The sequence below is a fragment of the Oceanobacillus sp. FSL W8-0428 genome (assembly GCF_038004405.1).
Lineage (GTDB): Bacteria > Bacillota > Bacilli > Bacillales > Amphibacillaceae > Oceanobacillus > Oceanobacillus sojae.
This window is the reverse complement of sequence record NZ_JBBORB010000001.1, coordinates 3,798,291-3,820,926: the sequence shown is the minus strand read 5'-3', so window position 1 is coordinate 3,820,926 and position 22,636 is coordinate 3,798,291. Positions and strand designations below refer to the sequence as shown.

Sequence of the window (22,636 nt, the reverse complement as noted above, 5' to 3'; positions counted from 1 at the left end):
TAAAAAAATCAACAGAAAAAAGCTGTACATAGGCATGTACAGCTTTTTTCATTTCAATTATTGTTTATATTTATCCAGTTGATCACCGATCACATCACCAAGCTGGAAGCCTGGCTGATCATCAGATTTTTCATATTGCTTGTATTCCTTTTCCTCTTGTTCCTGCTCCAGCTCTTTAATGCTTAGAGAGATGCGCTGCTCTTCTTCATTGACATCCAATACCTTAACAGCAACAGTCTGTCCAATTTCAAGCACTTCCTGTGGCGTGCCGATATGGCGGTTAGCAATTTGAGAAATATGAACAAGACCTTCAACTCCTGGGAGCAGTTCAACAAATGCTCCGAAGCTGACTAATCTCTTTACAACACCTTCTACCGTTGAACCCGGCTTAATTTTTTCACTTACTTCAGCCCAAGGTCCCGGCAGTGTATTTTTATGAGATAAAGAGATACGCTCACTATCTAAATCTACAGAAATAACTTCTACTTTAATTTTATCTCCTTCAGAAACAACATCTGAAGCCTTTTCAACATGTTCATGTGCTAATTGTGAGATATGGACAAGTCCATCGACTCCTCCTAGATCAACAAATACACCGAAATTTGTAATCCGTTGTACGACCCCTTCAATTACATCACCGGGGTTTAATGATTGCAAAACTTTTTCTTTTCGATCTTTTTCCTCATCTTCTACAATAGCCCGATGAGATAAAATGACACGATTCTGTGTCCGGTCAATATCAGTAATTCTTACTTTTAGTGTACGATCCAGATAATCGCTGAAATCTTCCACATAATATGTTTCAACTAATGACGCCGGAATAAAACCTCTTACTCCTACATCAACAACAAGTCCACCTTTAACAACCTCTTTTACTGTTGTCTCAAAAGCTTCTCCTTGCTCATATTTTCTTTCCAATTCTTCCCATGACTGTTCTGCATCTACAGCTTTTTTCGATAACACAACTTCATCATCATCAATCTTCTTTACCTTTAAAGTGACCTCTTCCCCCTCTGATAACACATCAGTTGTGGCTTCTACATGAAGTGTGGAAAGTTCACTTATCGGCAAAATTCCTTCTGTTTTATATCCGATATCAACAAGAACTTGTTTTTCTTCTAATTTTACAACTGTCCCCGTCACTGTTGCACCAACTTCTAATACATGAAGGTCTTTATTTTCTTCACTCATATCCTTAGCCTCCTAGTTACAGTTCACCTATTCAAACAATCGAATAGAAAAAAGATTATTCATTTACTCTACTTATAACTTCTAATAATTAGTTTTATTTGTCAAGTAAAGTCAATTAATTTTTATGAATTTCGTATAAATTTCTGATTTCTTCCATAATTCCCTCTGACATCTCTTTTGCAGAAGCTTTATTTTTTCGAAATGATTCTACATCCATCGGTTTTCCATAAATAACCTTCGTACGACGAAATAATTTATATTCACTGATTATAACACAAGGAACGACCTCTGCTTGAGATCTGAGAGCAAAAAAGCCAACTCCCGGCAAGGGGTTTCCCGGCTTGCCATCCTTACTTCTTGTCCCCTCTGGAAATAAACCCAGTGTTTCTCCCTCTTCTAAAATCTTCAATCCTCCTCTTAGAGCATTTCGGTCAGCCAATCCTCTTTTGACTGGAAAAGCATGCACTCTTCTTAATAGCCCGCCTAAGAATTTCCCATTAAAAAGCTCTTCCTTCGCCATAAAATGGATTGTTCTTGATGCTGTTGTTCCTACCACAGGAGGATCAAGGTTAGAAGTATGATTGGTACAAATAATGACCGGTCCTTTTTTTGGTATATGATGCTTTCCTGTCACTTTAATCCGGTACATCGGATAAAAAAGAATAGTAAAAATAAATTTTGCAAAATTGTACAGCATGGAGATACACCTCCTGGTTCTTGACACACTCTCTTCAGCAAATGGAAATAACAAGTATCTCAGCCAATGAAAACGCAGCTTAATTATTTACATATTGACTTAGCGAATACCAAGTTTTTTAATAAACGGCTGGCATATTTCGAGAATTTTTTCAGTAACATCATCAATGGAGAGGGAAGTAGTATCCAGTTCAATGGCATCCTCTGCTTTTACCAATGGAGATACTTCGCGAGTGGAGTCAAGATCGTCCCGTCTCTCTATTTCTTTTTCCAGCGTATGTAAGTCAGCGGGGATGCCCTTTTGTTTATTTTCCTCAAAGCGGCGTTTTGCCCGTTCAGATACAGAAGCAATCAGAAATATTTTTACATCAGCATCAGGTAATACCTGAGAACCTATATCACGTCCATCCATCACAACGCTGTGGTCCTTTGCAAGGTCCTGCTGGGCTGACACCATATTTTTCCGTACTGCAGAATGCTTTGCAATTGCGGAAACAGATGCAGTAACATCTGGATACCGAATTGCTTCAGTTACATCCCTGTCATCAATCAATACATGCTGACCATCTTCCTGTTGAACAAGCCGAATATCAATCTTATTTAAAATTTCCATTACTGCCTTTTCATCTTCAGGATCAATATCCTCTTGAAGCACTTGAAAAGTAAGTGCTCTATACATCGCTCCTGTATCAATATAAATAATCCCTAATCTTTTTGCAATCTGCTTTGCAACGGTACTCTTTCCAGCTGCTGCCGGTCCGTCGATTGCAATTGAAATACTATCCATTATTTTCACTCCTGCCATTAAAAAGCCTGACTTTTGCCAAGCAAGTTCTATACAATATAATCATAACATATTCCGAATTTATTTATCACGTTGCAAATGCTACTAATGCAAATTGCCTTCGAAAATCAGATGCTAATCTTTTTTCGAAGGCAGCTTTTTTTATTTATTACGTTGGGACTTCATTTTTATTTTAAATAACAGAATTGTAATTAATCTCGGCATCTGTCATTTTTTCAATTTTTTCTTCAGCGCCAGTTTCTGCGTTAATAAATATTCGGTAAGTTGCATCATCTCGTGTTCCCAAGAATTCATAAGTCAGAATTTCTTCTCCTTGGCTATCATCAATAATCGCGAGATGATTTTCTTGAATAGTTACATTTTGATTTACTGCATCACGAGCTTCTTCTTCAGAAATAGCAGGATCTGGGATGTCGCGTTCAACATGATTTTTAAAGTAATTGTTTGCTGTCAATCCTGTAATATCTCCATTATCTAAAGCTACTTTTACCTCTACAGCATCAGAGAAAACCCGGACACCATCATCTTCATATACGAAGGAGTAAATGCCAACCTTATCATATTCACTGCTTTGGAAAAGCTGCATTTCATCAAATCCAAGCTCTGAAAGATAATCAGATGCAATTTCAAATCCTTCATTCAAACTTAATTGTTTCCCGCCTGTTTCTCTGGAAATTAATAAATTAAGTGGATGACCGCCCTTCACTGTTAAATCTGCATAGCCCCGTTCCCCGTTCTCATCATAGGAGACACTGTACATAGGTGTTAATGCACCATCGCCCGATTTTGTAACCGTCCAATCGGCTCCATCTTCCTTGCCAAAAATCTTTTCAGCTTTCTTCACTGCTTCTTCTTCCGTTAGCTCGTTACCAGTTACATTTTTATAAGGATGTTCTTCTGTTTCAGTACTGGTGGTACTTTCTTCAGGAGTCTCCTCCGTAGAGGTGTTAAAAGAGTCTTCTACTGTTTGGAAGCTATTAACCATATCATTATCTTTTTCACCATCTGTATTTAATAAAGCCTGTTCTACATCCATCCATTTTGTTCCGTTGCTTAAGGAAAGATGCTGTGCTTCCCTAAGCTCATCTCTTATTTCTCCAGATTGTTTATAAAATTTTTCCAATTGTTCTGTTTCTTCATCTGTTAAAGGATCGTCATCCAAATTACGAATAGCAGTCTGGTACGTGAAATCTCCTAATTCTGATAGAAATTCTTCCGTTTTATGAATTGGCAGCAGGCCCATTGGCAGCTGCCCTGTATTTGCATGAGCATTTGAACTGATTCGCCAAATATCAACGAACTGTGGCGATAATTTGTCTGGTGAATTCATTGCTAATGAGGTTCCTATTTGATCATTTAACACATCCATATTGTATGTCAGTTCATGGAAGGACCTTTGATATTCATTCTCGGCTTGAACATATAAATCATTTTTTTGTTTATTTGAATGGTAGCCCCAAATAGATACAGAAATAAGAGCTACTGTCAACAATGTAATTGTAATCCAACGATACATTCATTTTCACACCTTTCTAACTGCAGAATATATGCTTTCCAATTGTTTTAATCTGTGGCCGTGTCCAAATCCAGCCTGAAGTTGCTGTATCCGGGTTAAAATAATACAGTGCATTTCCTGAAGGGTCCCAGCCGTTAATAGCATCGAGCACAGCTTCTCTCGCCTGCTCATTCGGCTCAAGCCATATTTGTCCATCTGCAACTGCTGTAAATGCTCTCGGCTCAAAAATAACGCCAGATACCGTATCCGGGAATAATGGGCTGTTTACCCGATTCAGAATCACAGCTGCTACAGCTACCTGACCTTCATAAGGTTCTCCTCTGGCTTCCCCATACACTGCATTGGCCATCAGCTGAATATCATTATTAGAATATCCTTGCGGGACATTCGTGGAGTTGACAGGAGTACTTTCCGCGCCCCCATTATTTCCTCCTGATGGAGCAGAGCCTGTGCCATACATTTCCTGCTTTACTTTTTCTTTATCATAGTTTGTTGCCTTCGTAAGCTTATCTTTTGTTGTCTGCCCGGCGAGACCATCGATTTCCATTCCAAATTCATATTGAAAATTCCTTAAAGCCCAATATGTCCCCCAGCCAAATACACCATCAATTTTGCCATTATAAAAACCAATATGCTTTAATCTGGCTTGTAATTCAATAACGTCCTCTCCAACAGCCCCTTGTTGAATTATTTGATCACTAAATGCATTTGTCTGTTCCGGCTTAGCGAAAATAAATGCAGATAGGAATACAAAGAGTGTTAAGCTATAAATCATAGGTCTGTGAACTCTGTTCATATTTATGCCTCCATTTTCTTCTCTTAAGCTTTTTCATCAAATTAACTGCCCTCCTATAATTTTTTTAGAAAGCAGCTCAAAGAAAGTATAGCCAAAGAGAAATTTTAATCACGGATAACCGTCCATAAATCTCCGCCCTAACAACCTATCAGCACTTTTGGTTGGAAGACTGCCTGCAAATGTTTCTGGTGGGCGAGTAATCGCTGTCCCAGTCCCAGCCTCAGTCTCACATATTGGTCATACAAGCAATTTTACAGGTTATAAAAACTTGTATTTTTAGTTTAGGCAGAAGATCAGGTAAGCTGATTTCCTGATTCACTCAACTCGCATTCCATGAGAGAAATCTCAAAGAATGAAGTTTCGTTTTATCTAAGCCTATTTTTTGTGCAATTCTTCTTTTTATTCATAAACATTTAAAATCAACCAGATTACTGATAGATAATAATTATTTCCGAACAATAAAAAAGCTGACGAACCGGCTCGTCAGCTTTTTTATCTATTTGTTTATTTTATAAACTTGTCAGGCAAAAAACGGATATCATAAGTTCTGGCGTGTTTTAACCGGTAAATTGCAAAAACCCATACACCAGCTAAAAAAATCGATAAGATAATAATAAATTGATTCAATCCGAGAAGTATGTAATTGTATATACCATGTAATAAAAATGGCAGCAAAAATGCGATGGTTAAGTATCTGCGTTTGTATTTTGAATTCATTTTTGCCTTGCCTAAATAGTACCCCATAATAATCCCAAATAGCGCATGGGACGAGACAGGATACAGTGCACGCATCCATGCAAATTCAATTCCATTTGATAATAAATAGAATACATTTTCCAGTGAAGCAAACCCCAGGCTTATTGCACTGGCATATACTATTCCATCGTAGTGGTTATCGAATTCTTCATGCTGATAAATCAAAAACATAAACATAAACCACTTAAAAAATTCTTCCATAAAAGCACTAAACAGGAATGCTTCAATAATATTCGGAATATTATCCAGCTCAGCATGAATCCCATATTGAATAAACATAATCGGTAACACAATTAAAGCTCCTGCCACAAACATGCGGGCTATGAGCCAAATCGGTTCCGTGATGCGGTCACGTAAATAAATAAAAGTCATAAAAGCTACAGCAGGGGCGATACCAGCAGATAGAGCAGCTATCATTAATTCTTACTCCTCTTCTCTATTCGATTAAAAATTACATGTCAAATAAATATTCCAATTCCATGTTGCTTGCCAGACCGACAAGAAGCTTTATCCTTGCCTTTTTGCTATCATAATCTTTTCCCAGGAGGACACCATTCTCCATTAAATCAAAAGTGCTTCCTTCATAATCATATGTAGGATAAACCTCACCTTCTACGGCTGAAGTTGTGATTACTACTGCAATACCTTGCCTGATGCATTCTTTAATTGCAGGCATCATTGTTCTGGATACTTGTCCTCTTCCGACACCTTCAAGAACCAGTCCTTTTACGCCGCTATTAATTGCTGTTTGTATATATTTTCCATCGGCATCCATGTATACTTTAATAATGTCAACTGTCGGCAGCTCTCTTTTTAATTCTAAATACTCCCGGTAGGTAGGCTTTTGAAACACACGGACATTGTTATTATCAATAATGCCTAGATAGCCATAGCCAAAAGCATTAAAGCCTTGGATATTAGAAGCATGTTCCTTTCGGACATAGCGGGAGTGAAAAATACGCTCATTGAATACGACAGTCACACCGACGTCTTTTAAATCTTCACTGCAGGCTGCAAGTATAGCATTTTTAATATTAATAAAAGAGTCTGTACCTACTTCCTGAGGAGAACGCTGTGATCCGGTAAATACGATTGGAATGCTGTAGTTTGAAATTAAATGCATGAAATAAGAAGCTTCTTCTAATGTGTCTGTGCCTTGTGTAATAACAATACCGTCAAAAGCTTCTTCATTTAAATAATTGTCTATTTCTTCTTTTATCTTGATTAAATCAGTAAAATTTAAATGCATACTTGCTTTTTGAAAGAATGAATCAACCTTTACTTCTATATCGGCTGGGATATCACATTTTTCAATTATTTCTTCCCCAGTTAAGACACCGGAAGCCAATTTGCCGCTTTTTTCATTTGTATCGCTTGCAATTGTGCCGCCTGTTGCAATCATCAAGACTTTTTTCATGTAATTACCTTCTTTGTATATTTGTTATGTACATTTATTGTTATCTCTATTTGCCAAAGGAGGCAAATAATCTTCCTGCCAGCACAGTTTCTTTCATAAAAAATGAAACCTGGATCAGCGGAAGTCTGTATTCGCTTTCCATTGACCCGGAACTGTCATTATTTGCTCAAGTAAAATCATCAGAGTGTAATAAAATGAAGCTTCAATCAGCGGGGGAGTTCTTTCATCCCCACTGATTGCTGGTACCACAAGAGCATGCATCTAAAGGTATGACCAGAAAACGACCTCCCTAAAGACCCTTGAACCAATTGGGCCGTTACTGGCTGTTTGATCTTCCACCTATGATCTTCAAGTTTTTTCCGTCCTTGTAGCGGGAGTCTTGCAAAGCCCTATGATGGGATGAGTAATTGCAATGATTTTCGGTGGGACGAGTAATCGCAGTCCCAGTCCCAGTCTCAGCCAGTTACACTGCGATAAATTTAGCTCTATATCAAAAAATAGAATTAGGAAGAGAAGATAGATTCAGCAATCAATTCTCCGTGAAAACGGCCATTCTCAATAAATACTTTATTATTATCATATCCGGCGGCAACTACCCCTGCGATAAATAAATTTTTCACATTGGTTTCCATGGTGTTCTCATCATGTACCGGTTTACCGTTTTCCAGATTAATCTTCACCCCTGCTTGTTTTAACAAACGATAATCTGGGCGATAACCTGTCATAGCGAAGACAAAGTCATTTTCAATAGCGATCTCTTGACCATCTTTTTGATAAGTGAGATGTGTATCTGTTATTTCTGTCACGGATGCTCCAAAAACCATGTCTACTTTCCCATTTCGGACAAGTGATTCAAATTCTGGTAAAATCCATGGTTTAATGCTCTCTGAATATACATCTCCACGGTAAATAACAGTCACATGTGCACCTGCTTTATGCAGCTCAAGTGTAGCATCAACAGAAGAGTTTTTACCACCGATGACAACAACCTTCTGATTAAAGTATTCATGGGCTTCCTTAAAATAATGGGTTACCTTTGGTAAGTCTTCTCCCGGGATATCCAGGCAGTTTGGCTGATCATAATATCCTGTTGCCATAATTACTTTTTCAGCATGATAACTTATTTCATCACCATTATTTTTAACTGTTTTCAAGAAAAAATTTTCTCCATCTTTTTCAAGAGATACTAATTTTTCAAAAGCATTTATGCGCAGCTTACTCCGCTCGGCCACTTCCCGATAATAGACCATTGCTTGATTTCGTACTGGTTTCTTATTTTCAGAAATAAAAGGAATACCGCCAATTTCTAAACGCTCACTTGAGCTAAAGAATGTTTGGTGTGTCGGGAAATTACTAATAGTCTGCACTACATTTCCTTTTTCGATTAATAAAGGGTTTTGTCCTTTTTTCTGAAGCTCTAATGCACATGCCATCCCACACGGCCCAGCTCCAATAATAATGATTTTTTCGTCTAGCATTTCGTATCCTTCCTTCATACATCACTTAGAAAAACGATCAATTCGCCGCTGTTTAGTGAATCAACCGCCTTTTTATCCTTATTTTTCACATTAAATTTTCATTACCTATCGTACAACGAAGCTGACAGCATGGCAAATACAAAAGGTTATCTTCATAAACAAATAAAAAACTCTTGTTGTGAAAGAGTTTTTTATTTATATCCTTTAGAACATTAAATTTCTGAATAGATTCTTTTCATAGATTGCCACATTCCGTTTTTAATTAAACCCAGCCTCTGAAACGGGAAGCTTCAGCCATTTTCCGCACGCCTATCATATAAGCTGCCAGCCGCATATCAATTTTTCTTGTTTTTGCCATATTGTATATACTATTAAAAGACTTAATCATAATTTCATGTAATCTTTTGTCGATTTCTTCCTCTGTCCAATAAAAGCCCTGATTATTTTGTACCCATTCAAAGTAGGATACAGTTACTCCACCGGCCGATGCCAGAACGTCAGGAACAATCAGAACATCTCTTTCTGTAAGAATTTTTGTTGCTTCCATTGTTGTTGGGCCATTTGCTGCTTCTACAATAATAGAGGCCTTAATATTATGTGCATTATCTCTGGTAATTTGATTTTCAACTGCTGCCGGAACAATAATATCACAATCGAGCTCAAATAATTCTTTATTCGTAATCGTTTTATCAAAAAGCTTCGTAACTGTTCCAAAACTATCACGGCGATCCAGCAGGTAATCAATATCTAAACCGTTCGGGTCGTGCAATGCTCCGTATGCATCAGAAATTGCGACAACTTTCGCACCGGCATCATGAAGAAATTTGGAAAGGAAACTTCCGGCATTTCCAAACCCTTGAATAACTACCCGGGCTCCTTTGATATCAATTCCTTTCTTTTTCGCTGCTTCATTTAATGCAATCGTTACCCCTTTAGCTGTTGCAGATTCTCTGCCGTGAGAACCGCCAAGAACGATTGGCTTACCAGTTATGAACCCAGGGTTATTTAATTTATCAATTTTACTATACTCATCCATCATCCAAGCCATAATTTGCGAATTTGTAAATACGTCTGGAGCTGGAATATCTTTTGTTGGACCAACAATCTGACTCACAGCCCGGACATATCCGCGGCTTAAAGCTTCCAACTCTCTAAAGGACATTTCCCTTGGATCACAGATGATTCCGCCTTTTGCTCCCCCATAAGGCAAATCGACAATTCCAGCTTTTAAGCTCATCCAAATTGAAAGTGCTTTCACTTCTGTTTCGGTAACATCCGGGTGAAAGCGGATCCCGCCTTTTGTTGGACCGATAGCATCATTATGTTGTGCCCTGTAACCTGTGAAGACTTTAACCTTTCCATCGTCCATACGAACTGGAATACGAACAGTAAGCATACGCAAAGGTTCTTTAAGTAAATCAAACACTTCCTCAGGGTAACCAAGTTTGCTTAATGCGGTTTCTACAATAGACAATGTAGAATTTAACACATCAGTATTTTCTTGATTTTCTTTGGAAGTATCTCCTGCTTTATCGGCTACCATTAATATTTACCCCCTACTATTATATCAATGTTTTACTCACTCCAAGTTTAGTATACACTTTCATACGGATTATGCAATAAAAGAGATGAACGTCATATTTATTAAGAATTAATATGACAGAGATGTATATATTTACCCGGCATTCATAACATGACAGAGGTTACGAATAATATATATTGGATTCCTTCATTCTGAAAAAATCCTGATGTATCGAATACTTATATTTTCAATTTATCGGCTGCCCAATTTGGAGAGAGGAATCCCCTCTCCAAATGAAGTTTCATTTTATGAAGCGAAATAATGATTTATTTCAGAAATTGCATCTTTTTCAAAAATAACTTTTCCGTACTCTTTTATACGATGAGAAGTTAAAATACTTGGGTGGGCAAATTCAGACATGAGACCAATAATATTTTCCTTATGACTGACTGTTTGCACATAAGGATCTAACAACATAAAATAACGGTTTTCCATAAAATATACGTTGGATTCTTTGATATTCATATTTGATAAATGCCCTGCTACGGAAATGACATCTTCAAAATCATCAAAGGAGAAAATAAGCTCTTTACTTTCGTCAAGTGTCACTTTCATCTCGATGTATTCATCATCTAACTCTATATCAACCTCATCATATTGGTGCGTCACAAAAATATGCATTCCCTGGGCTTGCATAAGATGTACCTGCACAAGTAACATTCCTTCAAATTCCATTCCAAGCTCACTGCTTGCTTCGTACATCATGTCACTGAACAGAGTACGAACATTAGATGCATCATGCCATAAGTCCTCCCGGGTAAACCCTCTTTCTATAAGATCATCGAACGTAAGAAAAATTTTAAACTGATCTGTTGAAATTCGTTCGATTCGCATACTGCATCCCCCTTTTACTCTTAACTTCGTAACAAGTATTTATATTACTATATGCACCATTTTCAAATGATGAACATAACCTGCTTGTATCGTTTTGAAAATGGGTATTCAATAGAGCGTAGAAATTATTAATTTTATTTTAAAAAGATATTTGAAAAAATGAATGAATTACTAAATAACCATGTTTTCTTTATCATTTTAAATACACTTCTATATATACTTGTACACCAATTATAACATTTTATGTGTTCGTTTAATTATATTATGCTTACTTCAAAATCAAATAAACCAGACAATAATTCCTGCAAGAGCGAGAAGTAATACAACAATAAAAATAAAACGTAATAAAGAAAAATTGACTTTGAAACGTATTTTACTGCTGTCTTTATGTACTTCATTTCTTGGTGGTAAATTTAATACATCTATTTCAACAGATGTTTGCTCCTTATGTTCATTCTGGTCCTGAACAGCTTCTTCTGTTTCTTTATTATGTTCTGCTATATCTTGAATAGCTTGTCTTAATGCTTCTGCTTGATCATTTTTCTTGGAGCTCAATGCCATCACCTCATTTCTTTAACCGTATAACTAACCCAAGTAGAAAGTCAATGAAAAAATGCATGACAATGGGAACAATTAAATTAGCAGTATATTCATAAACCCAGCCGATATAAAAACTGAGGAATAGTGCTGCTAAAAATAGTACAGGCTTCTTTAAATATCTTATATGTGCCAATGCAAAAAGAATACTTGCAAACAGGTATCCAAAAGTGGTCTGGATAACACCTCTGAATAAAAGCTCTTCACAAATTGCTACTGTTAGTGTAAATACAAATATAAAGCTTATCGGCTGATTTTGAAATATAAGCTTATTTATTCCGCCATCGTCCCAGTGTTTTTCAGGTGTTACATACATTAAAGCAATCTCAATGGAAACGATGATAAGAACAGGTAAAAATCCAAAAATAAAGATTTCCTTCATATTCCATTTAAAAAGATCCAGCCAATCCAGAAACGAATCAAACAGGAAAAAACTTAATATAATTGCTAACAGGAAAAATAATCCTTGAGAGAAAAATAACTGGATTCTTAGTTCTTTTTTTGACATTTGTTTTATCAGCTCATACTGTTTCATCCTATGCCTCTTCCATATTCAGGATCTTTTGAAGCTTTTTGCGCCAATTCATAGGAGAAGAAGCTTCTGGGGTTTTAAAAAGTGGTTCAGGTGCCCATTTACTCCACTCAAAACCGCAGTTGCTGCAGCATTGATCGGTTGGTTCCCCAAATTCATCCTGAAAAGGCTGATAAAGTGTTTGCCGCAAACAGTTTATCGTCTGAACCCACCGATATAATTCATTTAATTTATTATTCTTGTATAACTGCCGTTTCTCTAAGTATTGAACAACACTTTCTCTATTCTGTTTCCAATTCTTTTCGTTTATAAACCATTCATTATCCTGAATTAGCCCATATTTTTGCAGTTGTCTTTGGATAAATCGAGCTGCCCCTTCATTAATATCGAGCAGTATATGCAGTTGTTCAGGAGATGGTAAATCAACTTGAGTACTCTGACAGGTAAAAATTGTGGCAATGAGCCGATCAATAACCTCAATTGACGGCAGTTCATTTTTAACCATGTTTGCCGATAGACGAAAATCTCCTTTATGATAAAGAATTACACCGACACTTGATTCTCCGTCTCTCCCGGCTCTGCCCACCTCTTGAATATAAGATTCAATCTGGAGTGGAAGATGATAGTGAATCACTAATCGGATATCTGGTTTATTAATTCCCATTCCAAAGGCGCTAGTACAGCAAATAATATCAATTTGATTATTCATAAACTGCTGCTGAACCCGCAATCGTTCAGATGCTTCCATTCCGCCATGATAATAGGCAATATTTCGTTTTGGAAGTTTGACGGATAGTGACAGAGCTGTTTCTTCTGCAGTTTGTCTGCTTGTAAAATAAATTAACGCAGGAACGAAATAAGACTTTGTCATTTCTACAATGCGTTCTAATTTTTCTTGATCATTTTCCACTTCTTCCACACAAAAAGCAATATTATTTCGATCCATAGGGTAAATATGCCGTTTCATATCCGGCTTGTTCAAGCTATGAATAATATCTGTCTGGACATCTGGTGTTGCTGTAGCACTCAGCGCCAATACCGGAGGATGATTTAATGCTTCAATCACTTCATGCAGACGCTGATAGTCTGGGCGAAACTCATGCCCCCATTGGGATATACAATGTGCTTCATCCACTACAAAAAGCTTAATCGGCAGCTGCTTTAAATAATTTTGGTGTTTTCTTTTTTGAAGCCATTCTGGTGAAACATAAATCAGCCGGTACGAATCTAAATTATTTAAAGCTCTCTGTTGTTCCATGAAAGGCAAAAAACTGTTTAAAGCAAGAACATCTTTAAAGCCAACTGCTTTTAGCTCCTTTACTTGATCAATCATCAAAGAAATTAACGGAGATACAACAATGGTAATGCCGTCCAACAGCTTTGCAGGAAGCTGATAACAAATAGATTTACCGGATCCTGTCGGTAATACGCCAAGCACATCCTTCCCGCAAAGGACATCAGAAATAATTTCCTTCTGTCCCTGCCGAAAGAAATCATAACTAAAATGACGATACAATGCTTCTTCTAATTGAATTATTCTCACCCTCTACTTATTGTATAAGACCAATGCTAAACGAATTTGAAAATAACTGATATCCGGGTTTACATTATTTTTAATTTCTTTTAAACGATAGGTCTGCTTTGAATGTACGATTTCTTTAATTTCTTCATAAATCGCGGAATTCAAGTAATCAAAAAATGGAAAATCCGTCTCATGCATGGCAATCTCCACCAAATGATCCTGTATCGTAGTTGCTTTTAACCGGCGGATTTGCATAATCTCTTTAAAAGAATGCTTCTTATGAAGCAAACGGAGTGTAAGCTGGGCTGTCTGACTTAAGGGTGTATCAGAAATATATAAGTTTTTTGTAAAAAGCTTAAGCATTGGATAATCATTATCTTGCTCCTGTACACTTAAAAGGCGATAAAAACCTTTTTGCAGAATTAAAAAACAATCCTGAATAGAAAGCTGATAATCCTGTGAAAGCTGCTGCAAACTGCTGCCGTAAGAATAGAAACTGGTTATACGATCAACAAACATCGATGCCTCAAGGTCTGACAGGCCGGATAAAGCTTTTTCTAATTCTTTATATAGTTGTTGTAATACCTCTTTTGAACGTTGTTTATACTGCTTATAAAAACCTTTAACAAATTGTTCAGCTTCATAGTTATCTGAAATGGGAATAAAAAGATATCGTTTTTTAGAAGTGTTGGTAATGGTTTGAATAAAAAGCAGCAATCGCTGCTTGAATGATTCCATCACATTTGCATATTTCGCACCTGCAAATCCGTCAAGATTTGTTTTACATGATGCTAGCCAGGACTTTCCTTTTTTTGTGATTTGAATTTTTTTCTCATTATCTTCCCTAAAATAATCAAGTTCTATTAAATGGTTAAGCTGTACTCTGTAATCGTCTTTAGCCAAGCCCGGGTAGATGCCATAGTAATCAGCGATATGATAGAACCTGGCATCCTGTATAGTTTGGATAGCCTTTTTTCCGATTAAAAGATTATACACACTGGAAGATGTACGTTCTTGATTTATTTTTTGAAAACAATCCATAAGGATTCCTTGAAAAAGCATCCTGACACCACCACCCATACTGAAAACATCCTCTGAATTCCAAGCTTATTGAACAGCCTCTTTCATCCAGTTTATTAATAAATCCTCCTGATATAAATCTCCTGGATAATCTATTCTCTCTATTTTTTCATTTTCGTATAAATATTGTAATAGTTCGTTCATTGCCCCCATGTATTCATGGTATAAGAACTCGTAGCTGATTGTTTCCTGAGGCATTATATTGTCTGCACAAACTCCAGGATCTGTGTAATTCACATATGTTCTGCACGGCAACGGGCGAAACTCATATATAGTACAAGCATTTGCTTCCAGATTTAAAAATGGGCATGGGAGATGTTCCTGTTTGTATTTATATTTCGCATCTGGATCAGAAATCATATCCGTATGACTTAACCTGTTAATCTTTTCTCCAAAAGTTTGATAATACTGGCCAAGATGCTCTTTCATAAAATGCTTTTTATCATCGGGCATTTTATGAATTGCATTTTTGATAAGCTCTGCCTCCATTTTATTTATTACAATAGGAAAATAACAACAAAAAGCGCAGCCCATCTGGCACGTCGGCATAATATCAGCCGTAGATTCCATATCACTGATTTCTTCAGTCACTGCCTGCAATAACTGAACGAATGCCTTAGCAATTTTATCGTCAGCTGACATCTCTTCATTATCTAAAATATAATCAACTATTTCCTCAAAACGTTCTTGTTTAATTTGATATTTTGTATTAATTTCCTCACATTTCAGCAGAATTTCATCGTAGGTTAAAAACATAGACATTGGCTGGACTCCTATTTTATACATGATAAAAAGGCTATCATGCAATAAAGATTCAATTATTAATATAGAAAAGTATATCACGAATGATTATATGTTTATATATTTTATGATCAGAATAACTTCTAATGGGAAAAGACACAGGCCAATAAAATAACTCCTCAGTATACGTAACAAAAGAGAAAGCTGCTCATGAGCGGCTTTCTCTTTTGTTATAAGTAGCTAATATTTGATTCGAAATCTATTTTTCGAATATCTTTTAAACAAACCATGAAGCAATGGATATAATAAAAGGATAAACACACCATTACCAATAGCATGTGCTGTATCAAAAGGAAGCCCGGCTAAATAATATGGCCAGAAATGTCCCGTAACCTGAAACGTCGTTAAAGAAATAATAAAACCATAAAAATAACCGCTGAACATCGAAAAAAGGATAATAAAAAGTAAGGGAACCTTTTTCCAAATAATGCCTATAATTCCTGCGGTTAAACCAATTAAACACCATGAGATAATTTGCCAAACAGTCCAAATTCCCATGCCAAGCAGCATGTTCGAGAGAAATACCACTAATACACTTAAAATAACAGATGATACTGGACCGAGGAAAATTCCTGTTAAAATAATAATTGCTGTAATAGGCTGTACATTAGGAAGAAAATGAAATGCATATCTGCCTACTACAGCCAGTGCCGCAAGTAGTGCAAGTAATGTCAGCTTGTATGTATTCATTTTTACTCTATTGATTGCAGATCAAATATGATTTCTTCGCCGCCATTCAGCTCATATTCTCCTGCCCCAACCGGAGAAGACTCTCCGTCTACATAATACATCCAGTACTTTCCTTCGTCTTCATCATCTGACACTCGTTCAATCGAAGTGATAAAACCGTTATCTTCTTCTACATAGAAGGCATCCTCCAGTACATTTAAAAGGATATCCCCCTCTTCCACTTGAACAATTTCTTCTGATACATACTGATTCCCGTCATCAATTGTTATCGTTATTCGTACCTCATCTTCGGCCAGCTCCTGCTCTTCACCACTTGATTCATTCGTACTGACTGAAGTATTAGAGTTTTCATTTTCATCCCCATTATTACCGCACGCTGCAAGCAGAACAAAGGATATTAACATAATACCTAAAAACTTCAACCACCTATTCATCTTCATGTCCCCTTTCGTTATCAACTTCAAATTTATCCATAAAGTGTGTGTTCAAAAAGTCCGATAAATAGGACCAAGAAGTTCAAGGCGACTAACTTTTTGAACATCCTCATAAAGAAAGCCTGTTTAGTTAACAGGCTGAAGATGGAACAATATATACTTACTCCGTTCAATCCAGCTGCTTTACTTTGGCATTGGAGTGGTGGAAAGAAAGGTACTGCTTTTGCCAAGCTCTATTTAACAACTAATTATAAAGGAGTATAAATAGAGCTGCGAGTACAGTAACAGCTTTCACTGATTACCTCTCATCCCCCAATTTTTATTTTGTATATACCACTATCTTATCATATCTATTAATTTTTAGGAATGTTTCATAGGTATTTCAAAACTAAATGTTGTACCAATATCCAGCTTACTCCTTACCTGAATTTTCCCATGATGCGCTTCAATGATATTTCTGGCAATGGCTAATCCTAAGCCTGTTCCCTGCTTCTCTTTCTTCACCCGTGATTTATCCGCTTTATAGAAGCGCTCAAAAACAAATGGCAGATCTTCTTCCGGGATGCCGCTGCCATTATCCTCTACTTCTACGTGAAGGAAATCTGAGTTGCTAAGCGCGTGCACCTCTACTTTTCCACCCTTGACAGAGTGACGGAGTGCATTATCAATTAAATTGGTTAACACTTGTTCGATTCGATCTGCATCCATTTCACCAATCTGCTCATGCATATCTAAGCTTAACGAAAGTTCTACTTCACTCTCTTGAGCAAGCCCTTGAAATTTATGCACAATACGCTCAACAAACGCCTGAACAGCAACAGACTCAACATGTAGTTGAATTTGACCGGCTTCCATTCTTGCTAAGTCAAGTAATTCATTTACAAGCCTGCCCATTCTGAGCGATTCTTCATATATAATCTTAGCCAGTTCATTCTTATCTTCTTTTGTTTCAGCAATATCATCGACAATTGCTTCACTATATCCTTGAAGCATAGAAATAGGTGTACGCAATTCATGCGAAACATTTGCGATAAAATCCTTGCGAAGTTTATCAAGACGCCGTTCTTCGGTCATATCACGGATAACGGCAACACAGCCCCGTACATGGGATTCATCATACAATGGCGTTACTAGCATTACATAGTTCCGCCCTTGGACAACAGACTCTTTTAACACCGCTCTCTCTTCAGCAATTACTTTATTGAGAGCATCCTTAAGTTCCGTTGGAAGCTGCTTTTCTTTATCCTCTTTCTGATTATGCTCATAATTCCAGTTATCTAAATATGCCTCTGCCGGGGGGTTCATAACGATAATTTCTCCATCTCTATTAAGTGTGAAGACACCATCAGCCATCGAACTCACAATGCTGGATAATTGTTCTTTTTCCTGCCTTAAAGCCTGAATATGATAATTGAGCTGATTACCCATACGATTAAATTCAATGGCTAAATCACCAATCTCATCCCGGGTTAATACAGGCACTTTGGTATTGAATTCACCACGAGTCAGATTATAGGCCGCTTCCCGCATTTTAATTAATGGCGCTGTAACACGGGATGATAAAAATACAGCAAAAAAGGTTGTCAGCAGTATTGCAATACCTGCACTCAGCAAAATCAGTTTGGTTGTCTGATCTTTGGTTTCATTAATCATATCCAAGGATTTAAAAACAAACACAGCTCCCCCGTTTTCCAAGGGCGAGCCTACTGAAATAATTTCATTCTCATCCTCAATCAGTCCTTGAGAGCTCTGTGCAGTGACTTGAACAAGCAATTCCTGGGCTTCTGGATCATTTAACATCCATGATTCATCAATAAAACTTAAATCTGTGTCCTCGGAATCAGAAATCCATGGCTCACCGTCTGCATAGTAAATGACAATTCGGCTGGAGGGATCTCTCAGCATCTCTGTAGCATCCTCGATAAAATCCAGATTATAGTCTGAATCAACCAATGAAGAAATTTTCGCAGCCATTTGTGTCATGTCATTTTCAGCTTCCTGAATATGATAGGTTTCAAAAAACTGCATTAAAAAGAACGTTAATACACTTAATACAAAGGACACTAATAATAATATCGTTAATGATAGTTTACCTACAACGCTCTTCCAAAACATCAGTCTTGTTCAACCTCAAATTTATAGCCGATACCCCAAACTGTTACAATCATTTTCGCAGCCTGCGGGGAAACAGAATTTAATTTTTCACGTAAACGCTTTACATGTGTATCTACTGTACGAAGATCACCAAAAAATTCATACTGCCAAACTTCTTTTAATAATTGCTCACGATTAAATACTTTATCCGGTGAATTTGCTAAAAAGCAAAGCAGCTCATATTCTTTAGGTGTCAAGCTCACTTCCTGATTATCTGCAGTAACCCGGTGCCCATCATGATCAATGGTCAAGTGTGGAAATACTAATAAATTTTTTGCGGTCGCATCTGACTGCTGATAATTTACATTAGAGACTCTGCGCAGAATAGCCTTCACCCGCAGTACAGCTTCTCTTGGACTGAATGGTTTAACAATGTAATCGTCTGCCCCTACCTCAAAGCCTTGCACACGATTGGATTCTTCCCCTCTTGCCGTTAACATAATGACGGGTGTATCCTTTTCTTTTTTCAGCTCTTCGCAAACCTGAATTCCATCCATTTCCGGCATCATAATATCTAAAATAATTGCATTGTAATTATTTTGTAAAGCCATCTCTAACGCAGTTTTTCCATCTGCTGCTTCATCTATTTCAAAATCTTCTTTTTCTAAGTACATTTTTATTAAACGTCGAATTCTTTCTTCATCGTCTACCACTAATAACTTTTGTGCTTCACTCATTTACAATTCACTCCTCATTTCAACTCTAATTAGCATTATAAACGAACCTGTTTGAAAAGTTAAGGAATTAAGAGAATCCTTGTATTCTTAACAGGTTTGACAGTCGCTTAATTAATCTTCATCCAAAAAGGGAATTGCTACCAAATGGTTGATAACAATCCCCTTTTTCTATTTGTAATCACCATACAGGCAGTGTTATGCGTATGAATGTAAGCTTGCCAGTATAAGATTTACTACAATCAGGTTGAACATAATAATTGCAAAGCCAACTACTGCAAGCCAGCCTGATTTTTCCCCATGCCAGCCTCTGGAGAGCCGTAAATGAAGGAATGCTGCATAGAAGAACCAAGTAATTAATGCCCAGACTTCTTTTGGATCCCAGCCCCAGAATCTTCCCCATGCCAGCTGAGCCCAAATAGCTGCGAAAATCAGCCCGCCTAAGGTGAAGACAGGGAAACCGATAGCAACAGAACGGTACATGATTTCATCCAGCATATCCGGTTTTACACCCTTGAGAAGCGGATGGAGTCTTTTACCAATTCGTTTGCGGGAAATTAAAAACGTAATACCATAAATAATCGTTCCTGCAAAGAATGACCAAATCACTGTATTTAGTTTTCTTCCTGCTTCGTCGCCATGCATCCAGGCTGGCGCCTCGAACCAGGAATTCATTACATTTTCTGATAGTAATGTGCTGTCTTTAGGTGCTGCAATCGGCGGAAGCTGGTATTCAGCCATAACAGCCTGTCCATCTCTTTCCACTTCAAAGGTTGCTTGATAAGAAACCGCGTTAAAGATTGATGTAATAGCAATAAATCCAATAAATAAAAAGATACAATAAATAACAACTTCAAGCATCGCATTGCGAAAAGTCAGCTTGGTTTGATCAATTTGTCGGATTAAATACATTAATCCGGCAACAAAACTTATAAATAAAATCCCCTGCCCTAATGCAACTGTTGTCACATGGATGTGCAGCCAATTACTTTGTAAAGATGGTACCAGTGGTGCTGCTCCTGTGGAAAACATGCTTGCATAAGCGATAATAATTGTTGCCAAAGGAAGAGCAAATACTCCTAAAAAGGCTGTTTTATAGTAGATGTAAATAATAATAAATGCAAAAATCATTGACATCCCTAAAAAGGTTGTAAACTCAAAAAGATTACTTACAGGCGCATGGCCAGTCAACATCCACCTTGCAATAAAATAAACTAATTGAGATGCAAAACCAATAATTGTTATAACTAAACCGATGGTCCCTGCTTTTGTTTTCTGATGTCGTTCACTTTTATTTTGACGAATTGCTCCTCCAAAGAAAAAGGTTGCAACTAAATATAAAATAAAAGCAATAAGCAAAGCTCCACTACTAAGACTGTATAAATCCATTCGCTTACCTCCAATCCTATCTTAACCATTCCGTTTTAATGTTTACTCATCTATTTCCTGCTGATCCTTGACCATCTTAATGTTTGTATCCTCTACAGCTTTTTCAATATCACGTTTAATTCCGTGCCAGTTTTTATTTGTATGAGCTGCTAAAAGAAGCGTATTGTCATTTTGTTTATTAATCCAGACTCGGCGATGCTGCCAGTACATTCCCTGAATAACACCAATCATAAAGATCATGGCACCTACAAAAAAGTAGGGAAGCGTCCGGTCTGAGCTTACTGCAATACCGCTGACATCCCGGAATTCAACATCATCAATAGCTACCTTGTATTGATTTTCTCCAGTAGCATCGATATTCCGGCCAACCCCCAGAAAGCTCACTTCTCCTTCTTCTGAACCGGGAGGATAAACTGTCACAACAAAGGCTGGATTTCTAGGAAAATCTGTTTCTGAAGCAGGATTTCCGTTTTCTGTCATAATATAATCTGGATAATAATTTGTTAATTCTACCCGGAAACCGCTGTCTAATTCATATACTGAATCCGGATTTGTTAAATCAATGGTAAAATCTCCAAGCGATTCTTCTTCTGAATCATCTGCTTCGTGAATATGAAAGCTCATATTTTCAAATTCATTTAACTGATATCCCTGCTGATATAGTGTGTATTTATCAAATTTTGCCGGGTTATTCATTTGAATAGAATGCTCCAGAATGGGTTCCAATTCCGGCTCAGCACCTACCACATCAGCATTCTTTGCTTCGTAAACGACAATATCTGTCTGGAAATTACTTGCAATTTCTTCCTCTTTCAGAAAAGCCTCCTGAAAGCGCTCATCATCTTGATCATGTGTTTCCAATATAAAGTCTTTATTCTCTATGTAATACTGATTGTTTGTGCCGGGAATAACTCTCTGCTCCCCTTCACGAACCCACATATATTCTTCAGTAAACATGATTGGTGTTGTACGTAAGATAGCTGCAATCAATATAATAATAAGTCCAATATGGTTTACATAAGGTCCCCACCTGGAAAATCGGCCTTTCTCTGCCAATATTTGGCCATCTTCTTCCGTGATTTTATACCTGGAATTCTTCAATCCTTTAACCAGTTTGTCTATATCTGAGTCATCCGCATTTATTGACTCGCTGTACAGGCGCTGTCTGGATAAAAACTTCTTATGTTTTTTCGGTTTCTGGTTTCTTAAAGCTCTAAAAAGCGGGACAAAACGGTCTAAACTGCAAATAACCAACGAAATACCAATTAAAGCAATTAAAGTAATAAACCAGTAAGAGCTATACATATGATGAAATCCGAGCTGGTAGTACATTAGACCCCAAATACCATAACGGTCTTCATAAAAAATTGCCGGATCTCTTGATACAGCATCCTGCGGTATAAATTGCTCCTGCGGAAAAATCGTACCAAATATAGACGCAACTAATGCTGCTACAATAAGCCAGACGCCTACTTTTACAGAGGAGAAAAAACTCCAAATTTTATCTATAATTGATTTTTGATATGTTTGTGAGCGTCGGGCACTGCCGTCATAGCGCATATTTAAAAGCTTTTTGCCGTCATTCCCGTCAATATGCTGATTTCCTTCTACAGGCTTTCCGCATGCTTCACATAACACGGTACCCTCGGGATTAATATGGCCGCACTCACATTTTATTTTATTCATTGTCTA

The 22,636-nt window shown here is 37.2% G+C and carries 21 protein-coding genes; all 21 read right to left on the bottom strand.

The genetic code is table 11. From position 1 onward, the window contains the following. Window positions 1–57: 57 nt before the first annotated feature. Window positions 58–1,191, bottom strand: a complete 1,134-nt coding sequence (rpsA, locus tag MKY30_RS18195) for a 30S ribosomal protein S1 (protein ID WP_147207800.1) — start codon at window positions 1,189–1,191, stop codon at window positions 58–60. Window positions 1,192–1,306: 115 nt separating this feature from the next. Then, a complete protein-coding gene (locus MKY30_RS18190; RefSeq protein WP_147207801.1) occupies window positions 1,307–1,888 on the bottom strand; it encodes a lysophospholipid acyltransferase family protein in 582 nt (193 codons plus the stop codon). Window positions 1,889–1,987: 99 nt separating this feature from the next. Beyond that, window positions 1,988–2,674: a (d)CMP kinase gene (gene cmk / locus MKY30_RS18185; RefSeq protein ID WP_371863273.1), complete on the bottom strand. Its 687-nt coding sequence runs from the start codon at window positions 2,672–2,674 to the stop codon at window positions 1,988–1,990. 190 nt (window positions 2,675–2,864) lie between these two features. Next, window positions 2,865–4,208, bottom strand: a complete 1,344-nt coding sequence (ypeB, locus tag MKY30_RS18180) for a germination protein YpeB (RefSeq protein ID WP_147207802.1) — start codon at window positions 4,206–4,208, stop codon at window positions 2,865–2,867. 16 nt (window positions 4,209–4,224) lie between these two features. Then, entirely contained in the window at window positions 4,225–4,983 is a 759-nt protein-coding gene (gene sleB, locus MKY30_RS18175; protein WP_371863277.1) for a spore cortex-lytic enzyme, read from the bottom strand. A 525-nt stretch (window positions 4,984–5,508) separates the two neighbouring features. Next, entirely contained in the window at window positions 5,509–6,177 is a 669-nt protein-coding gene (prsW, locus tag MKY30_RS18170; protein ID WP_147207804.1) for a glutamic-type intramembrane protease PrsW, read from the bottom strand. Between the two features lie 34 nt (window positions 6,178–6,211). Further along, window positions 6,212–7,177, bottom strand: coding sequence for an asparaginase (locus MKY30_RS18165; RefSeq protein ID WP_341085005.1), 966 nt, complete (start codon window positions 7,175–7,177; stop codon window positions 6,212–6,214). Window positions 7,178–7,680: 503 nt separating this feature from the next. Next, window positions 7,681–8,655 (bottom strand): YpdA family putative bacillithiol disulfide reductase, encoded by a 975-nt coding sequence (locus tag MKY30_RS18160; RefSeq protein WP_156985361.1) that lies wholly within the window; start codon window positions 8,653–8,655, stop codon window positions 7,681–7,683. 262 nt (window positions 8,656–8,917) lie between these two features. Next, the gene (locus MKY30_RS18155; RefSeq protein WP_147207807.1) at window positions 8,918–10,198 is read right to left on the bottom strand and encodes a Glu/Leu/Phe/Val family dehydrogenase; all 1,281 of its coding nucleotides are present in this window, start codon (window positions 10,196–10,198) and stop codon (window positions 8,918–8,920) included. A gap of 285 nt (window positions 10,199–10,483) precedes the next feature. Beyond that, window positions 10,484–11,071: a genetic competence negative regulator gene (locus MKY30_RS18150; RefSeq protein WP_147207808.1), complete on the bottom strand. Its 588-nt coding sequence runs from the start codon at window positions 11,069–11,071 to the stop codon at window positions 10,484–10,486. A 279-nt stretch (window positions 11,072–11,350) separates the two neighbouring features. Then, entirely contained in the window at window positions 11,351–11,626 is a 276-nt protein-coding gene (locus MKY30_RS18145) for a hypothetical protein (RefSeq protein WP_156985362.1), read from the bottom strand. A gap of 10 nt (window positions 11,627–11,636) precedes the next feature. Beyond that, window positions 11,637–12,203, bottom strand: a complete 567-nt coding sequence (locus MKY30_RS18140) for a CPBP family intramembrane glutamic endopeptidase (RefSeq protein ID WP_339286195.1) — start codon at window positions 12,201–12,203, stop codon at window positions 11,637–11,639. A 1-nt stretch (window position 12,204) separates the two neighbouring features. Next, a complete protein-coding gene (locus MKY30_RS18135; RefSeq protein WP_341085001.1) occupies window positions 12,205–13,743 on the bottom strand; it encodes a RecQ family ATP-dependent DNA helicase in 1,539 nt (512 codons plus the stop codon). A 3-nt stretch (window positions 13,744–13,746) separates the two neighbouring features. Further along, window positions 13,747–14,802, bottom strand: a complete 1,056-nt coding sequence (locus tag MKY30_RS18130; protein ID WP_339286192.1) for a helix-turn-helix domain-containing protein — start codon at window positions 14,800–14,802, stop codon at window positions 13,747–13,749. A gap of 27 nt (window positions 14,803–14,829) precedes the next feature. Further along, the gene (locus MKY30_RS18125; protein WP_147207813.1) at window positions 14,830–15,564 is read right to left on the bottom strand and encodes a YkgJ family cysteine cluster protein; all 735 of its coding nucleotides are present in this window, start codon (window positions 15,562–15,564) and stop codon (window positions 14,830–14,832) included. A 219-nt stretch (window positions 15,565–15,783) separates the two neighbouring features. Continuing rightward, a complete protein-coding gene (locus tag MKY30_RS18120) occupies window positions 15,784–16,293 on the bottom strand; it encodes an ECF transporter S component (protein WP_156985368.1) in 510 nt (169 codons plus the stop codon). 2 nt (window positions 16,294–16,295) lie between these two features. Further along, window positions 16,296–16,727 carry a DUF4430 domain-containing protein gene (locus MKY30_RS18115; protein WP_147207815.1) on the bottom strand — a complete coding sequence of 144 codons (432 nt, stop codon included), beginning with the start codon at window positions 16,725–16,727 and terminating at the stop codon, window positions 16,296–16,298. A gap of 360 nt (window positions 16,728–17,087) precedes the next feature. After that, window positions 17,088–18,842, bottom strand: a complete 1,755-nt coding sequence (locus MKY30_RS18110) for an ATP-binding protein (protein WP_147207816.1) — start codon at window positions 18,840–18,842, stop codon at window positions 17,088–17,090. Further along, window positions 18,842–19,558, bottom strand: coding sequence for a response regulator transcription factor (locus MKY30_RS18105; protein ID WP_147207817.1), 717 nt, complete (start codon window positions 19,556–19,558; stop codon window positions 18,842–18,844). Before MKY30_RS18105 ends, MKY30_RS18110 begins: the two co-directional genes overlap by 1 nt. A 195-nt stretch (window positions 19,559–19,753) precedes the next feature. After that, window positions 19,754–20,944, bottom strand: coding sequence for a c-type cytochrome biogenesis protein CcsB (ccsB, locus tag MKY30_RS18100; RefSeq protein ID WP_147207818.1), 1,191 nt, complete (start codon window positions 20,942–20,944; stop codon window positions 19,754–19,756). Window positions 20,945–20,986: 42 nt separating this feature from the next. Next, a complete protein-coding gene (gene resB / locus MKY30_RS18095) occupies window positions 20,987–22,630 on the bottom strand; it encodes a cytochrome c biogenesis protein ResB (RefSeq protein ID WP_147207819.1) in 1,644 nt (547 codons plus the stop codon). Window positions 22,631–22,636: the final 6 nt, after the last annotated feature.

Coding starts and splice junctions, on each gene's coding strand:
- rpsA (WP_147207800.1), bottom strand. CDS start 1,191: ATGAGTGAAGAAAATAAAGACCTTCATGTATTAGAAGTTGGTGCAACA.
- MKY30_RS18190 (WP_147207801.1), bottom strand. CDS start 1,888: ATGCTGTACAATTTTGCAAAATTTATTTTTACTATTCTTTTTTATCCG.
- cmk (WP_371863273.1), bottom strand. CDS start 2,674: ATGGATAGTATTTCAATTGCAATCGACGGACCGGCAGCAGCTGGAAAG.
- ypeB (WP_147207802.1), bottom strand. CDS start 4,208: ATGTATCGTTGGATTACAATTACATTGTTGACAGTAGCTCTTATTTCT.
- sleB (WP_371863277.1), bottom strand. CDS start 4,983: ATGATTTATAGCTTAACACTCTTTGTATTCCTATCTGCATTTATTTTC.
- prsW (WP_147207804.1), bottom strand. CDS start 6,177: ATGATAGCTGCTCTATCTGCTGGTATCGCCCCTGCTGTAGCTTTTATG.
- MKY30_RS18165 (WP_341085005.1), bottom strand. CDS start 7,177: ATGAAAAAAGTCTTGATGATTGCAACAGGCGGCACAATTGCAAGCGAT.
- MKY30_RS18160 (WP_156985361.1), bottom strand. CDS start 8,655: ATGCTAGACGAAAAAATCATTATTATTGGAGCTGGGCCGTGTGGGATG.
- MKY30_RS18155 (WP_147207807.1), bottom strand. CDS start 10,198: ATGGTAGCCGATAAAGCAGGAGATACTTCCAAAGAAAATCAAGAAAAT.
- MKY30_RS18150 (WP_147207808.1), bottom strand. CDS start 11,071: ATGCGAATCGAACGAATTTCAACAGATCAGTTTAAAATTTTTCTTACG.
- MKY30_RS18140 (WP_339286195.1), bottom strand. CDS start 12,203: ATGAAACAGTATGAGCTGATAAAACAAATGTCAAAAAAAGAACTAAGA.
- MKY30_RS18130 (WP_339286192.1), bottom strand. CDS start 14,802: ATGGGTGGTGGTGTCAGGATGCTTTTTCAAGGAATCCTTATGGATTGT.
- MKY30_RS18125 (WP_147207813.1), bottom strand. CDS start 15,564: ATGTCTATGTTTTTAACCTACGATGAAATTCTGCTGAAATGTGAGGAA.
- MKY30_RS18120 (WP_156985368.1), bottom strand. CDS start 16,293: ATGAATACATACAAGCTGACATTACTTGCACTACTTGCGGCACTGGCT.
- MKY30_RS18115 (WP_147207815.1), bottom strand. CDS start 16,727: ATGAATAGGTGGTTGAAGTTTTTAGGTATTATGTTAATATCCTTTGTT.
- MKY30_RS18110 (WP_147207816.1), bottom strand. CDS start 18,842: ATGTTTTGGAAGAGCGTTGTAGGTAAACTATCATTAACGATATTATTA.
- MKY30_RS18105 (WP_147207817.1), bottom strand. CDS start 19,558: ATGAGTGAAGCACAAAAGTTATTAGTGGTAGACGATGAAGAAAGAATT.
- ccsB (WP_147207818.1), bottom strand. CDS start 20,944: ATGGATTTATACAGTCTTAGTAGTGGAGCTTTGCTTATTGCTTTTATT.
- resB (WP_147207819.1), bottom strand. CDS start 22,630: ATGAATAAAATAAAATGTGAGTGCGGCCATATTAATCCCGAGGGTACC.